This window comes from Bacillus sp. DE0042 (assembly GCF_007680225.1).
In the GTDB taxonomy this organism is placed as follows: domain Bacteria; phylum Bacillota; class Bacilli; order Bacillales; family Bacillaceae_G; genus Bacillus_A; species Bacillus_A wiedmannii.
Map to the genome: position 1 here is coordinate 26,457 of NZ_VEJP01000006.1, position 13,433 is coordinate 39,889.

Here is a 13,433-nt window from a genome sequence, read left to right on the forward strand (position 1 = left end):
TTGATAAAGTAAATTCGATGAATAGTTAATCTTTATCTATTCGTACTACGGGAGAAATGAAGATAATGGTTTCCTATTTATTGAGTTTTAGGGTGGAAAGAGTGATTGAGATTCTTAAGGGGAGCTTTCTATAAAAATATAGAAAGTAAATACATTCACAAGAAGGGAGCTCAATATGGAAAAATTGCTAATTGAAGGCGGAAGAGCTTTAAATGGAACAATTCGAGTGAGTGGTGCAAAGAACAGCGCCGTTGCACTAATTCCAGCGACAATTTTAGCAGATACTCCAGTAACTATTGGTGGTGTCCCTAATATTTCGGACGTGAAAATGTTAGGAGACTTGCTAGAGGAAATTGGGGGAAGAGTAACTTATGGACAGGAGGAAGAGATGGTAGTCGATCCTTCTAACATGGTTGCAATGCCTTTACCGAATGGAAAAGTGAAAAAATTGCGTGCTTCTTATTATTTAATGGGTGCGATGCTTGGCCGTTTTAAAAAAGCTGTTATTGGGCTTCCAGGTGGATGTCATTTAGGACCGAGGCCGATTGATCAGCATATTAAAGGGTTTGAAGCGTTAGGTGCACATGTTACGAATGAACAGGGTGCGATTTATTTAAGAGCAGATGAATTGCGCGGTGCACGTATTTATTTAGATGTTGTTAGTGTAGGAGCTACGATTAATATTATGCTAGCAGCTGTGCGAGCGAAAGGTAGAACTGTTATTGAAAACGCAGCGAAAGAACCAGAGATTATTGATGTAGCTACATTGTTAACAAGCATGGGTGCACGCATTAAAGGTGCTGGCACAGATGTAATCCGAATTGATGGTGTGGATTCACTGCACGGTTGTCACCATACGATCATTCCGGATCGTATTGAAGCGGGTACGTATATGATTTTAGGAGCTGCATCAGGAGGAGAAGTAACGGTTGATAATGTGATTCCTCAGCATTTAGAGTCAGTTACAGCGAAGTTAAGAGAAGCTGGTGTCCAAGTTGAAACGAACGATGACCAAATTACAGTGAACGGTAATAGAAGGTTAAAAGTAGTTGATATAAAAACGCTTGTATATCCAGGATTCCCAACAGATTTACAACAACCATTTACGACGCTTTTAACAAAGGCGCACGGAACGGGTGTTGTAACGGATACGATTTACGGCGCACGCTTTAAACACATCGATGAATTACGTCGTATGAATGCACAAATTAAAGTGGAAGGTCGTTCGGCAATTGTAACTGGTCCTGTTTTATTGCAAGGTGCAAAAGTGAAAGCGAGTGATTTGCGAGCTGGAGCGGCTCTTGTTATTGCAGGGTTAATGGCGGATGGAATTACAGAAGTAACCGGACTTGAGCATATTGATCGAGGTTATGAAAATATAGTAGACAAGCTTAAAGGTCTTGGCGCAAACATTTGGCGAGAACAAATGACAAGCCAAGAAATTGAAGAGATGAAGAACGCATAAGTGATACTTCCGCAAGGGGGAAGCGAAGCATCACTACTTGCGGAAGTATACTTTGTAGAGAAACACGGTTCACAAAATACGGCAGAAATATAAAGGCTTAAAGGAGAGGGATTATCGTGGAAAGAAGTTTATCTATGGAGTTAGTACGTGTAACAGAGGCTGCAGCATTATCATCAGCGCGTTGGATGGGGCGCGGGAAAAAGGATGAGGCAGACGGTGCAGCAACATCAGCTATGCGTGATGTATTTGATACAATCCCGATGAAAGGTACAGTTGTAATTGGTGAAGGTGAGATGGACGAAGCACCAATGCTGTATATCGGAGAGAAATTAGGTACAGGATATGGACCACGTGTAGACGTTGCAGTTGATCCTTTAGAAGGGACAAACATCGTAGCAGCTGGTGGATGGAATGCTCTTGCTGTTATTGCAATTGCAGATCATGGTAATTTGTTACATGCTCCTGACATGTACATGGATAAAATCGCGGTTGGCCCAGAAGCGGTTGGGGCGGTCGATATTGATGCGCCTATTATCGATAACTTACGTGCGGTTGCGAAAGCGAAAAATAAAGATATTGAAGATGTTGTAGCGACAGTTTTAAACCGTCCACGTCATCAAGCGATTATCGAAGAAATTCGTAAAGCTGGTGCTCGTATTAAATTAATTAACGATGGAGATGTAGCTGGAGCAATTAACACTGCATTCGATCGCACAGGTGTAGATATTTTATTCGGCTCTGGTGGAGCACCTGAGGGTGTATTAGCAGCAGTTGCATTAAAATGTTTAGGTGGAGAAATCCACGGAAAGCTTCTGCCTCAAAATGAAGCTGAATTAGCTCGTTGTAAAAAAATGGGTATTGAAGATATAAATCGTATCCTTCGCATGGAAGACTTAGTAAAAGGTGACGATGCAATCTTTGCGGCAACAGGCGTAACAGACGGAGAACTATTACGCGGCGTTCAATTTAAAGGTAGCGTAGGAACAACACAATCCCTTGTTATGCGTGCAAAATCAGGCACAGTACGCTTCGTAGACGGACGTCATAGCTTGAATAAAAAACCAAACTTGGTTATTAAATAAAAAGTGGAAGCGGCTCGTTCAGAATCGCAGGGCATTGTAGCTCCTGACCATTCTAGCTACTGGAACTAGGTTAAATAAAAGCGAAGACAAATTTTCTTGTCTTCGCTTCTTGTATTTGTGTTTCAACGTATTGATTAAAACTAGATAAAAGGGTTACAATAGTGAATATTACCCTACTTGAACTTATTGCCTTTCATTATTAATTATTTGCCTTCCGTATTTTTTCCCTTTACCCATGTGAAAAGAGAATAACGTTAAAGTGTGGTGTCTGAATGAATTTGTCAATTGCAGCATTAGAAAACATGAAATTAAAAGAGTTATACGAGCTTGCGAAAGAATTTAAGATTTCGTATTATAGCAAATTAACGAAAAAAGAGTTAATCTTCGCTATCCTAAAAGCTCGAGCAGAAAAAGAAGGTTTCTTCTTCATGGAAGGCGTATTAGAAATTATTCAATCAGAAGGATTTGGATTCCTACGTCCTATCAACTATTCTCCAAGCTCAGAAGATATTTATATCTCAGCTTCGCAAATTCGTCGTTTCGATTTACGTAATGGAGACAAGGTTTCTGGTAAAGTACGACCTCCGAAAGAAAATGAACGCTATTTTGGATTATTACAAGTTGAAGCTGTAAACGGAGATGATCCAGAGTCAGCAAAAGAGCGTGTGCATTTCCCTGCATTAACACCATTATACCCAGATCGCCAAATGAAATTGGAAACGGAACCGAAAAAGTTACCGACACGCATCATGGATTTAATCGCACCAGTTGGATTTGGACAACGTGGTTTAATTGTCGCGCCTCCAAAGGCTGGTAAAACAAGTCTATTAAAAGAAATCGCACACAGTGTTACAACAAATCACCCGGAAGCTGAATTAATTGTACTTTTAATTGATGAGCGTCCAGAGGAAGTAACAGACATCGAACGTTCTGTTAAAGGAGATGTTGTAAGCTCTACTTTTGATGAAGTGCCAGAAAATCATATTAAAGTAGCGGAACTTGTGTTAGAACGTGCAATGCGTCTTGTAGAGCACAAAAAAGATGTTATCATTTTAATGGATAGTATTACCCGTTTAGCGCGAGCTTACAACCTTGTTATTCCGCCAAGTGGTAGAACATTATCGGGTGGTATCGACCCAGCTGCCTTCCATAGACCGAAGCGTTTCTTTGGAGCTGCACGTAATATTGAAGAAGGCGGTAGCTTAACGATTTTAGCAACAGCGCTTGTTGATACAGGATCTCGTATGGACGATGTAATTTACGAAGAATTTAAAGGAACTGGAAATATGGAACTTCACTTAGATCGTTCATTAGCTGAGCGTCGTATCTTCCCGGCAATTGATATTCGCCGTTCTGGTACACGTAAAGAAGATCTATTAATTCCGAAAGAGCATTTAGACAAGCTATGGGGTATTCGTAAAACAATGCGTGATACACCAGACTTTGTCGAAGGTTTCTTACGTAAACTTCGTCAAACAAAGACAAATGAAGAGTTTTTACAAAACATTGTTGCAGACTCAAAAAGATATGTAACAACTAAGTAAAGGGAAACGATTGGGACTCGCTTATTTTGTGGTAAGCGAGTTTTTTATGTTTTTTAAGGGAATATTAGAGAGAGTAATATATGGGAAAAATTTTATTTTTTGAGATGAAAATTATATTTGGGTCGAGAGTTTGAAGTGTCCTGGATTCTAAACGAGCCGCTTGCGCTTTTAATTATATCCAACTCCAGCGGCTAGAATGGTCGGTGGCTTCACTTCTTCCTACGAGGCAAAAAGCGCCTCTACGTCAGAAGCTCCATCCCCCTCCCGTTCTGAGCGAGCCGCTTGCGCTTTTTACTCAATCCAGCTCCAGCGGCTAGAATCTCCGGCCATTTCGCTCTCTCGGTCGAAGCAAAAAGCGCTTCTTGGTCGAGAGCTCCAATGTCCTGCGATTCTGAACGAGCCGCTTGCGCTTTTAAATTTTAAAAAGACAAAAACAGGTAGTTGCAAAATAGAGTTAGCCTTGTTATAATTTCATCATATGTGTTTCATCAATATAGTTGTGTAAGCAGCTGAAGATGAAAAACTCTGTTTCGAAAATGATTCAGGGCGGAAGGAGATGAAAAGAATGAAAGCAGGAATCCATCCAAATTACAATAAAGTTGTATTTATGGACACGAACACAGGCTTCAAATTCTTAAGCGGGTCTACTAAAGGCTCTAGCGAAACTGTTGAGTGGGAAGATGGTAACACTTATCCATTACTAAAAATTGAGATCAGTTCTGATTCTCACCCATTCTACACTGGACGTCAGAAGTTTGCTACTGCAGACGGACGTGTTGACCGCTTCAATAAGAAATACGGTATCAAGTAATAAAGAACATAAAACAGGCAAGTGTATGTATTCGCTTGTCTGTTTTTTTTGCAAAAATATTAAACCTTTACCCTACTTTGGATTAGGAAAGTAGATGAAAGGAGAGCTCAATGTACTTAATGAATCAAAATGGTTGGATTGAAGTGATTTGCGGGAGTATGTTTTCTGGAAAATCAGAAGAGCTCATCCGCCGTATACGCCGTACGCAATTTGCGAAACAACATGCAATTGTATTTAAACCATGTATTGATAATCGTTATAGTGAAGAAGATGTTGTATCACATAATGGATTAAAGGTTAAAGCAGTTCCTGTTTCAGCTTCAAAAGATATATTTAACCATGTAACAGAAGAAATGGATGTTATTGCAATCGATGAGGTACAATTTTTTGATGGGGACATTGTGGAAGTGGTGCAAGTATTGGCAAATCGTGGCTATCGTGTCATTGTAGCTGGATTAGACCAAGATTTCCGTGGTCTACCATTTGGACAAGTTCCTCAGCTGATGGCGATTGCTGAACATGTAACTAAGTTGCAGGCAGTTTGTTCTGCATGCGGATCTCCTGCAAGTCGTACGCAACGTTTAATCGATGGAGAACCAGCGGCATTTGATGATCCAATTATTTTAGTTGGGGCTTCGGAATCGTATGAACCACGTTGTCGTCATTGTCATGCAGTACCTACAAAACAAAGATAAATGAAACTCGCTATGTAGAGCGGGTTTTTTTCGAAAATAAATGAAGATTGGTGGCCGGCTCTTCGTACAGCTAAGAACTTTAGCAGTCAGAGCTGACCAAGCCGCTTGCGCTTTTAAATATTATCTAGCTCCAGCGGCTAGAATGGTCGGTGGTTTCGCTTCTTCCTGCGAGGCAAAGAGCGCCTTTCTGTCAGAAGCTCCAACCTCCTCCCATTCTGAGCAAGCCGCTTACGCTTTTAAATATTATCTAGCTTCAGCGGCTAGAATCTCCGGCCATTTCACTCTCTTGCTCGAAGCAAAGAGCGCTTCAAGGTCGAGAGTTCCAATGTCCTGCGATTCTGAGCGAGCCGCTTACGCTTTTAAATATAATTTGCGTTTTTTTGATTAAGTACCATATACTATTTGTATTAGATACTAGGATGTAGAGGTGAATGGTGTGTTAGATCGTTTGCAAGCTGTAGAAGATCGTTATGAGAAGTTAAATGAATTGTTAAGTGACCCAGAGGTTATTAGCGATACGAATAAGCTTCGTGAGTATTCAAAGGAACAATCTGATATGCAGGAAACGGTAGAGGTGTACCGTGAGTATAAAGATGTTCGTGAGCAATTAAGAGATGCAAAAGCAATGTTAGAAGATAAGTTAGACGCTGATATGCGTGACATGGTAAAAGAAGAGGTTTCTGAATTAGAAGGACAAGATAAAGAATTGTCAGAGCGTCTGAAAATTTTACTTGTGCCAAAAGACCCTAATGATGATAAAAACGTTATCGTTGAGGTTCGTGGTGCTGCTGGTGGTGACGAGGCGGCTTTATTTGCTGGTGATTTATATCGTATGTATAGCCGTTATGCTGAGGTACAAGGTTGGAAAACTGAAATTATCGAAGCGAGCTATACAGAGTTAGGTGGATATAAAGAGATTATCTTTATGATTAACGGTAAAGGTGCTTTCGCGAAGCTAAAATTCGAGAATGGTGCTCACCGTGTACAACGTGTTCCTGAAACGGAATCTGGTGGACGTATTCATACATCTACAGCAACTGTAGCTGTATTACCAGAGGCAGAAGAAGTAGAAATTAGTATTCATGAAAAAGATGTTCGTGTTGATACGTTTGCTTCTAGTGGTCCTGGTGGACAAAGTGTTAATACAACGATGTCAGCAGTACGTTTAACGCATTTACCGACTGGTGTAGTTGTATCGTGTCAGGATGAGAAATCACAAATCAAGAATAAAGAAAAAGCGATGAAAGTATTACGCGCACGTGTTTATGATAAGTTTAGACAAGAAGCGCAAGCTGAGTATGATCAAAACCGTAAACAAGCTGTTGGTACGGGTGATCGTTCAGAGCGTATTCGTACGTATAATTTCCCGCAAAACCGTGTTACAGACCATCGAATCGGTTTAACGATTCAAAAGCTAGATCAAATCTTACAAGGTAAGTTAGATGATTTCATCAATGCCTTAGTGATGGAAGATCAGGCTCAAAAGATGGAGGCAGCTGAGTAATGCGTGTCTATGAAGCCCTGAAATGGGCTTCTTCTTTTTTACAGGAAAATGGACGAGATGAAAATGCGGGAGAATTTGTCCTTTGTCATGTATTAAAGACGAACAGAACCGGAATGCTCATGAATATGCGTGAAGAAATAACTGTGGAACAAGAAACAAGTTTTACGGAGTTTATTCACAAGCATGTAGAAGGTATTCCTATTCAATATATGATTGGTTATGAAATGTTTTATGGACGGTCGTTCTTTGTGAATGAAGAAGTATTAATACCAAGACCGGAAACAGAAGAGCTTATAGTGGGAGTGTTAGAAAGAATCGAGCGTCATTTCGGTGATGAGAAACTGCATGTGGCGGACATCGGTACAGGTAGTGGAGCGATTTCTATTACGCTTGCTTTAGAAAATAAAAATCTTCATGTGTATACGGTAGATATTGCACAAGAGTCGATTGAAGTTGCAAAAGAAAATGCAAAAACTTTGGGCGCTGAAGTAACATTCTATCATGGTGATTTATTGTCACCATTTTATAAAACAGGTCAAAAGTTAGATGTTGTTGTTTCAAACCCCCCATATATACCGGAAGAGGATTGGCGTGGCCTTTCTCCTGTGGTGAAAGAGCATGAGCCAAAGAGAGCACTTGTTGGCGGTGAAGACGGATTAGATTTCTATCGCCGTTTTATGGAAGAGTTGCCGAATGTGTTGCAGAAGAAAGCAATTGTGGCATTTGAAATTGGAGTAGGGCAAGGTGAGGATGTAAAAGGGTTGTTACAACAAGCTTTTCCACATGCTCATGTTGAGGTTGTTTTTGATATTAATGGAAAAGATCGTATGGTATTTGCAGAGATGGAGTAAGGTTCACACCTTACTCTATTTTTTTGTGGAAAAATTTATATAGATTTTGAATTTAATAGTTTAGAAAGATGAAAGTCTGTCCACACTGTTTGTAGAAGGGACGGTGGAGGAAATGAAAAAACAAGTTATTGCTTATCTTCTTCTATTATTAATTGGTGCACAGTTGCTTGTGCAGTTTGGATATATGAAAGCTGATGCGAAAGGGCCTTCAGTTATTCCGAAAGAGGCCGTTCGATTACGAATTTTAGCAAATAGTGATTCAGATAAAGATCAGGCGTTAAAGCGCAAAGTGCGTGATGAAGTAAAAGCACAAATTGATGGATGGGTAGCGGATTTAACTTCTTTTGAAGAGGCACGTAAAGTCATTCAAAGTCATATTCCAGAAATCGAAAAAACAGTGGCAAATACGTTGAAAAAGGAAGGAAGTAAAGATTCATTTCAAGTGAAATTTAGTAAGAATGTAAAGTTTCCTACAAAGGTATATGGGAATTTTATTTATCCAGCAGGGGAATATGAGGCGGTATTGATTACAATTGGGGAAGGTGAAGGGGCAAACTGGTGGTGTGTATTATTTCCACCGATGTGTTTCTTAGATTTTTCAAGTGGTACAGCTGTAAGGAAGGAAGAACATGTTGTGAAGGCTGAATCTCCTGAAGAGGGGGAAGTTAAGGAGCAAGATGAGGAAGTAGTGGATGTACCAGAGAAGAAAGAGGGTAAAGTGAAAGAAACGAAAGTTGTAAAGCAGGAAGTCGCAAAAAAAGTAACAGCTTCTGAAAAGAAAATAGTAAAAAATGAAACGAAAGTAGAAGAACAACCTGTAAGTAAAGAAGAAACAAAAACTGTGGACAAAGTGGGGAAACCTGTGGAACAAAAGCAAGAAAAACAAAATGAGTATGTAAAAGTAGAGGAGGAAGAAGAAAAGCCAGAAGTTAAGTTATTTATTGTAGAAGCTTTTACATCTTTATTCTCTAAATAGTACTATTAGTAGGTACCTTCTCATATATAAAAAAGAGGAGGGATTTACTATGAAGAAAGTATATTTTGCTACGAAAGCAGATGTGGAAAGATTGCATTCTTTTTTCGGACAAGCTAATAAAAAAGATGATAAAATAAATGAGTTGTACGCGCAATTTATGATTTTGGAAGAGGCGGAAGAAATACGGGCTGTTATCGGATATGAACAAAGTGAAGAACACGCACTGATTCGTTCTTGTTTATTCACACCTAATGTGGATAAACAGACTTTCTTATATTTTTTTGAAATGTTTTTGCAGTATATGAAAGAAAAAAATATTCGACAATTGTACTTACTAACAAATCATCCACAATCTATAACAATCTTTCAGTTTTTTGACTTTGTTACTATAGAGAAAGAAAACGTACCAGAGGGAATTCGACAGTTAGAACATTTTTGTAAAAATATAAAAGAGCCAAATGCAATAATACTAAATTGTCAGCTATTCACAAAGTTATCCACGGATTAATTAGGTTTATCCACATTTTGTGGATAAACCTTGTTTGTCTTTTGGATAAATCTCATAGTAAACTAAAAATAGACAAGTATTTCAGGGTAGAAAAGGACGTGGGAAAAAATGCATACAAATATGTGGGTTGTGGATAATGTTGTGGAAAGAAAAAAATATTATCCACAGTTACAAGAAGCAGCAAAATTATTAAGGGAAAACGAGGCGATTGCCTTCCCTACAGAAACGGTATATGGACTAGGCGCAAACGCGATGAATGATGAAGCAATCGCGAAAATTTTTGAAGCGAAAGGAAGACCGAGTGATAATCCACTTATTGTCCACATCGGTACAAAATCACAGTTAGATGGGATTGTGAAAGAAATCCCGCCAGTTGCAGAGAAGTTAATGGAGCATTTTTGGCCAGGCCCGTTAACAATTATTTTACCTAGAAAAGAAGGCATTTCAGAGAAGGTGACGGCAGGACTTAATACGGTTGGAGTAAGAATGCCTGATCATCCAGTAGCGCTTGCTCTTATTGAAGAGGCAAATGTACCTGTTGCAGCACCGAGTGCGAATCGTTCTGGGCGCCCAAGTCCGACACTAGCTTCTCACGTATATGAAGATTTAAATGAGAAAATTGCAGGTATTGTAGATGGTGGTGCAACAGGAGTAGGTGTTGAATCGACTGTAATTGATTGTACGAGCGCTGTTCCAACGATATTACGCCCAGGTGGGATTACGAAAGAACAATTGGAAGCGGTAATCGGTACTGTTTCTTTAGATCCGGCTTTAAAGGACGAGAAGGAAAAACCGAAATCACCTGGAATGAAATATACACATTATGCACCGAAAGCGCCACTGAGTATTGTGGAAGGTTCACGTGAATTTATTCAACGCCTTGTGGATGAGAAGAAAGAAGAAGGGTTCAAAGTAGGTGTATTAACGACAGAAGAGTATCAGCATGTATATAGTGCGGATGTTGTATTATCTTGTGGTGTTCGAAGTGATTTAGCTAGCGTTGCGACTAAATTATATGATGTGCTTAGAACGTTTGATGCAAGTGAAGTGGATGTTATTTTTAGTGAATCATTCCCGAATGAAGGAATAGGGAATGCCATTATGAATCGCTTAACGAAGGCGGCAGGACATCAGGTTATTACTGAATCATAAGGTACGATTAGCAAACCGAATATTTCTCCTCGGATAAGCATATTTTGAAGTAGCACGTCCGAGGAGGGACATGAATGACGTTTGAACAGCTAATACCTTTAACAATTATGGCATTCGCCCTAGGGATGGATGCGTTCTCGGTGAGCCTTGGTATGGGAATGATGACCTTAAAAGTAAGACAAATCCTGTATATCGGTATGACGATAGGGATATTTCATATTATCATGCCATTTATAGGGATGGTATTAGGTCGTTTTTTATCAGAGCAGTATGGAGATGTTGCACATTTTGCAGGTGCTATTTTATTAATTGGACTAGGATTTTATATTGTATATTCATCTATTTTGGAGAATGAAGAGACTAGAACGGCCCCTATTGGAATTAGTTTATTCGTATTTGCATTTGGTGTTAGTATAGATAGTTTTTCAGTAGGCCTTAGTCTTGGTATTTACGGGGCGCAGACACTTATTACGATATTACTTTTTGGATTTGTTAGTATGTTATTAGCGTGGCTTGGTTTATTAATTGGTAGGCATGCGAAAGATATGCTCGGCACATATGGCGAGATAGTAGGCGGTATCATTTTAGTTGGATTTGGATTATATCTCCTTTTTCCTATATAATTTTAAGGAGGAGGGCGTTATGAACAAGCTATTGGAATGGTATATTCGATTTGTAACTTTCTTTCCTAGATGGTTGCGACTGCTTGTTATTTGGGGTATTATTTTGCAAATTTCAATTTTAGGTTGGATGAAGTTAATTCGCGAATGGTAAGATAGCTCCTTTCTGTGCATAGTTTTATTTATACTATACTGATTGCGCTAAAAAATTACACATATAGAAAGGATGAGATGAATGACGAGATTGAAACAAGTTTTTGGTATTATTATTAGTTTTTTTGTTTTTTGGTTTAGTATGCTCGGTGTACAAATGTTTGCTGAGTTTTTAGATATTGAGTCATTGAAGTTTGTTGCGGGAAAAACGGAGGCAGCGCGTGCCTTTTATTCTCCGTATCCGTTTATAATTGTTTTTCTTATTACATTGCTTTCCCTATATTTCTTAGTAATTAAGCTTGGGAAACCAAAAAAAGAAAAAGTACCTACTTTAGAGGAAAAAAAGGAAGAATTACAATGATAAAATCCCCTGCTAAATAGCGGGGGATTTTATGTTTGAGTGATGGAAGTAATTGAGTTATATTCGCTTTAAAATATATCCAGCTCCAGCGGCTAGAATCTCCGGTGGCTTCGCGTCTTCCTACGAGGCAAAAAGCGCTTCAAGGTCGAGAGATCCAATGCCCTGCGATTCTGAACGAGCCGCCTCTGCCTTTAAATTGGCCTCACCAATTCAAATTGTTCTCCTAGTTTTGCGTAGTTGTGTCCTGCTAGGCGGCTTACTGGTTTTAGTCCTTCTGCATGAATGCGGCCGTTTTCGTATAGGTGTTCTGCGACGTGGAAACGAACGACGCGTCCGATTAGTAGATCGCAAGCTGGTGAGTCTTCTGTTCCGCCAAGAGGGATTGCACGTTCTAGTACGCACTCCATTCGGATATTTGCTTCTTTTACACCTGGAACGGAGATGACATCACTTTCAATTGGTGTTAGTTTTGCTAGTTCAATTTCGCTCTCATTTGGCGGGAGGTTAGCCGCTGTTTCGTTAATTGCTTCTACGTAAGATTCATCAGAAATATGTACGACAAACTCACCTTTTTCAATTGCGTTTCGGGAAGTGTCTTTCGGTGTTCCTGCTTTTCGTTGTACAGAAACTGAGATAAGTGGTGGATTAGCAGCGACAATATTGAAATAGCTATACGGTGCTCCGTTTAATACGCCGTCTTTTGTGACAGAAGTAACGAATGCGACAGGGCGTGGAATGATACTTCCCGTTAATAATTTGTAATTCTCTTTTTCTGTTTGTTCGTTTGGATTAATGGATAACATGATTGAAATCCCCTTTCTAAATATGACGACTTATTGTTTGTTTACAAGATGTTAGTGGGAAACTCCTGCTGAAAATAATATTTTTATTACATGAAAAGAACTTACTTCAATCACAATGAAGTAAGTTCTGTCTAAATAATCTCGAATTCAAGATAAAAATTATAATAAAACGTATGCGCCAGGTCCGATTAAAGCTACACCAATCGCAACAGCGATTAACATTAAATTGTATTCATATCCGTTTTGTGTTACCCAGTAACCATTTTTTCCGTGAACAGTGAAGATTGCCATTAACATTGTTCCAACGATAAATAGTGAACCAATTGCAGTGAAAATACCTGATGCGAATAAGAAGCCACCTAATAATTCAGTTGCGCCAGCCATAAATGCCATGAATACACCAGGACGTAAACCGATTGACTCCATCCAGCCGCCTGTTCCTTTTAAACCGTAACCGCCGAACCAACCAAATAATTTTTGAGCACCATGACCCATGAATGTAATACCTATAATAAGACGAATAATAAGAAGACCGATATCCATCATTTCAAAAACCTCCTAAAAGTTATTAACTTATCTTATGTAAGTAATAATAAAATAGTTACTTACTTTAGTCAAGTGTGTTTCGAAAAAAGTTTGAAATTAATTTTACAAATTAGCGACAAAAAGCAAAATGTAGTGAAGACCTCTAGACAAGTTGGATAAAAAAAGAGAAAATATAAGTAGAAGTTAACTTCTTATTGTTATTCAGACAATCAGAATTGACTGGAATTTTGCAAAGAGCTACAATAAGAGTCTATTAGTAATGACGTAATTTATTTCGAAAGCGTTTTTACAGTATAATATTCGAAGTATGAAGTCTTACATGTATCCCGAGTTTTACTAGGGATTGCCCTATAAACTTTTAG

The 13,433-nt window shown here is 39.0% G+C and carries 15 protein-coding genes; 13 read left to right on the plus strand and 2 right to left on the minus strand.

From position 1 onward, the window contains the following. The first annotated feature begins 175 nt into the window (after positions 1 to 175). The 13 genes from murA (at position 176) to FS802_RS20845 (ending at position 11,722) form a co-directional block, all read left to right on the plus strand. Positions 176 to 1,465 (plus strand): UDP-N-acetylglucosamine 1-carboxyvinyltransferase, encoded by a 1,290-nt coding sequence (gene murA / locus FS802_RS20790; protein WP_000413265.1) that lies wholly within the window; start codon positions 176 to 178, stop codon positions 1,463 to 1,465. A 116-nt stretch (positions 1,466 to 1,581) separates the two neighbouring features. Next, positions 1,582 to 2,547, plus strand: a complete 966-nt coding sequence (glpX, locus tag FS802_RS20795) for a class II fructose-bisphosphatase (RefSeq protein ID WP_000442336.1) — start codon at positions 1,582 to 1,584, stop codon at positions 2,545 to 2,547. Positions 2,548 to 2,819: 272 nt separating this feature from the next. Continuing rightward, positions 2,820 to 4,091: a transcription termination factor Rho gene (gene rho, locus FS802_RS20800; RefSeq protein WP_001053898.1), complete on the plus strand. Its 1,272-nt coding sequence runs from the start codon at positions 2,820 to 2,822 to the stop codon at positions 4,089 to 4,091. A 565-nt stretch (positions 4,092 to 4,656) separates the two neighbouring features. Continuing rightward, a complete protein-coding gene (locus FS802_RS20805) occupies positions 4,657 to 4,902 on the plus strand; it encodes a type B 50S ribosomal protein L31 (RefSeq protein WP_000643447.1) in 246 nt (81 codons plus the stop codon). A gap of 110 nt (positions 4,903 to 5,012) precedes the next feature. Beyond that, positions 5,013 to 5,597 carry a thymidine kinase gene (locus tag FS802_RS20810; protein WP_000281086.1) on the plus strand — a complete coding sequence of 195 codons (585 nt, stop codon included), beginning with the start codon at positions 5,013 to 5,015 and terminating at the stop codon, positions 5,595 to 5,597. 436 nt (positions 5,598 to 6,033) lie between these two features. Beyond that, complete coding sequence (gene prfA / locus FS802_RS20815) at positions 6,034 to 7,101, plus strand: peptide chain release factor 1 (RefSeq protein WP_002096180.1); 1,068 nt, start codon at positions 6,034 to 6,036, stop codon at positions 7,099 to 7,101. Continuing rightward, positions 7,101 to 7,952 carry a peptide chain release factor N(5)-glutamine methyltransferase gene (gene prmC, locus FS802_RS20820; RefSeq protein WP_001267020.1) on the plus strand — a complete coding sequence of 284 codons (852 nt, stop codon included), beginning with the start codon at positions 7,101 to 7,103 and terminating at the stop codon, positions 7,950 to 7,952. Before prfA ends, prmC begins: the two co-directional genes overlap by 1 nt. 112 nt (positions 7,953 to 8,064) lie before the next feature. Continuing rightward, complete coding sequence (spoIIR, locus tag FS802_RS20825; protein ID WP_144525430.1) at positions 8,065 to 8,928, plus strand: stage II sporulation protein R; 864 nt, start codon at positions 8,065 to 8,067, stop codon at positions 8,926 to 8,928. A 49-nt stretch (positions 8,929 to 8,977) separates the two neighbouring features. Continuing rightward, positions 8,978 to 9,436, plus strand: a complete 459-nt coding sequence (locus tag FS802_RS20830; RefSeq protein ID WP_000758431.1) for a GNAT family N-acetyltransferase — start codon at positions 8,978 to 8,980, stop codon at positions 9,434 to 9,436. A 108-nt stretch (positions 9,437 to 9,544) separates the two neighbouring features. Then, entirely contained in the window at positions 9,545 to 10,588 is a 1,044-nt protein-coding gene (locus FS802_RS20835) for an L-threonylcarbamoyladenylate synthase (protein ID WP_000557340.1), read from the plus strand. A gap of 74 nt (positions 10,589 to 10,662) precedes the next feature. Further along, positions 10,663 to 11,211: a manganese efflux pump MntP gene (locus tag FS802_RS20840; protein WP_000142487.1), complete on the plus strand. Its 549-nt coding sequence runs from the start codon at positions 10,663 to 10,665 to the stop codon at positions 11,209 to 11,211. 19 nt (positions 11,212 to 11,230) lie between these two features. After that, complete coding sequence (locus FS802_RS31720; protein WP_001037631.1) at positions 11,231 to 11,362, plus strand: hypothetical protein; 132 nt, start codon at positions 11,231 to 11,233, stop codon at positions 11,360 to 11,362. Positions 11,363 to 11,443: 81 nt separating this feature from the next. Beyond that, positions 11,444 to 11,722 carry a DUF3935 domain-containing protein gene (locus FS802_RS20845; RefSeq protein ID WP_000197467.1) on the plus strand — a complete coding sequence of 93 codons (279 nt, stop codon included), beginning with the start codon at positions 11,444 to 11,446 and terminating at the stop codon, positions 11,720 to 11,722. 191 nt (positions 11,723 to 11,913) lie between these two features. Here the strand turns inward: FS802_RS20845 and FS802_RS20850 are convergent, their stop codons facing one another. Next, the gene (locus FS802_RS20850) at positions 11,914 to 12,525 is read right to left on the minus strand and encodes a flavin reductase family protein (RefSeq protein WP_073517195.1); all 612 of its coding nucleotides are present in this window, start codon (positions 12,523 to 12,525) and stop codon (positions 11,914 to 11,916) included. 159 nt (positions 12,526 to 12,684) lie between these two features. Beyond that, entirely contained in the window at positions 12,685 to 13,071 is a 387-nt protein-coding gene (locus tag FS802_RS20855; RefSeq protein WP_000968694.1) for a DoxX family protein, read from the minus strand. Positions 13,072 to 13,433 lie beyond the last annotated feature (362 nt).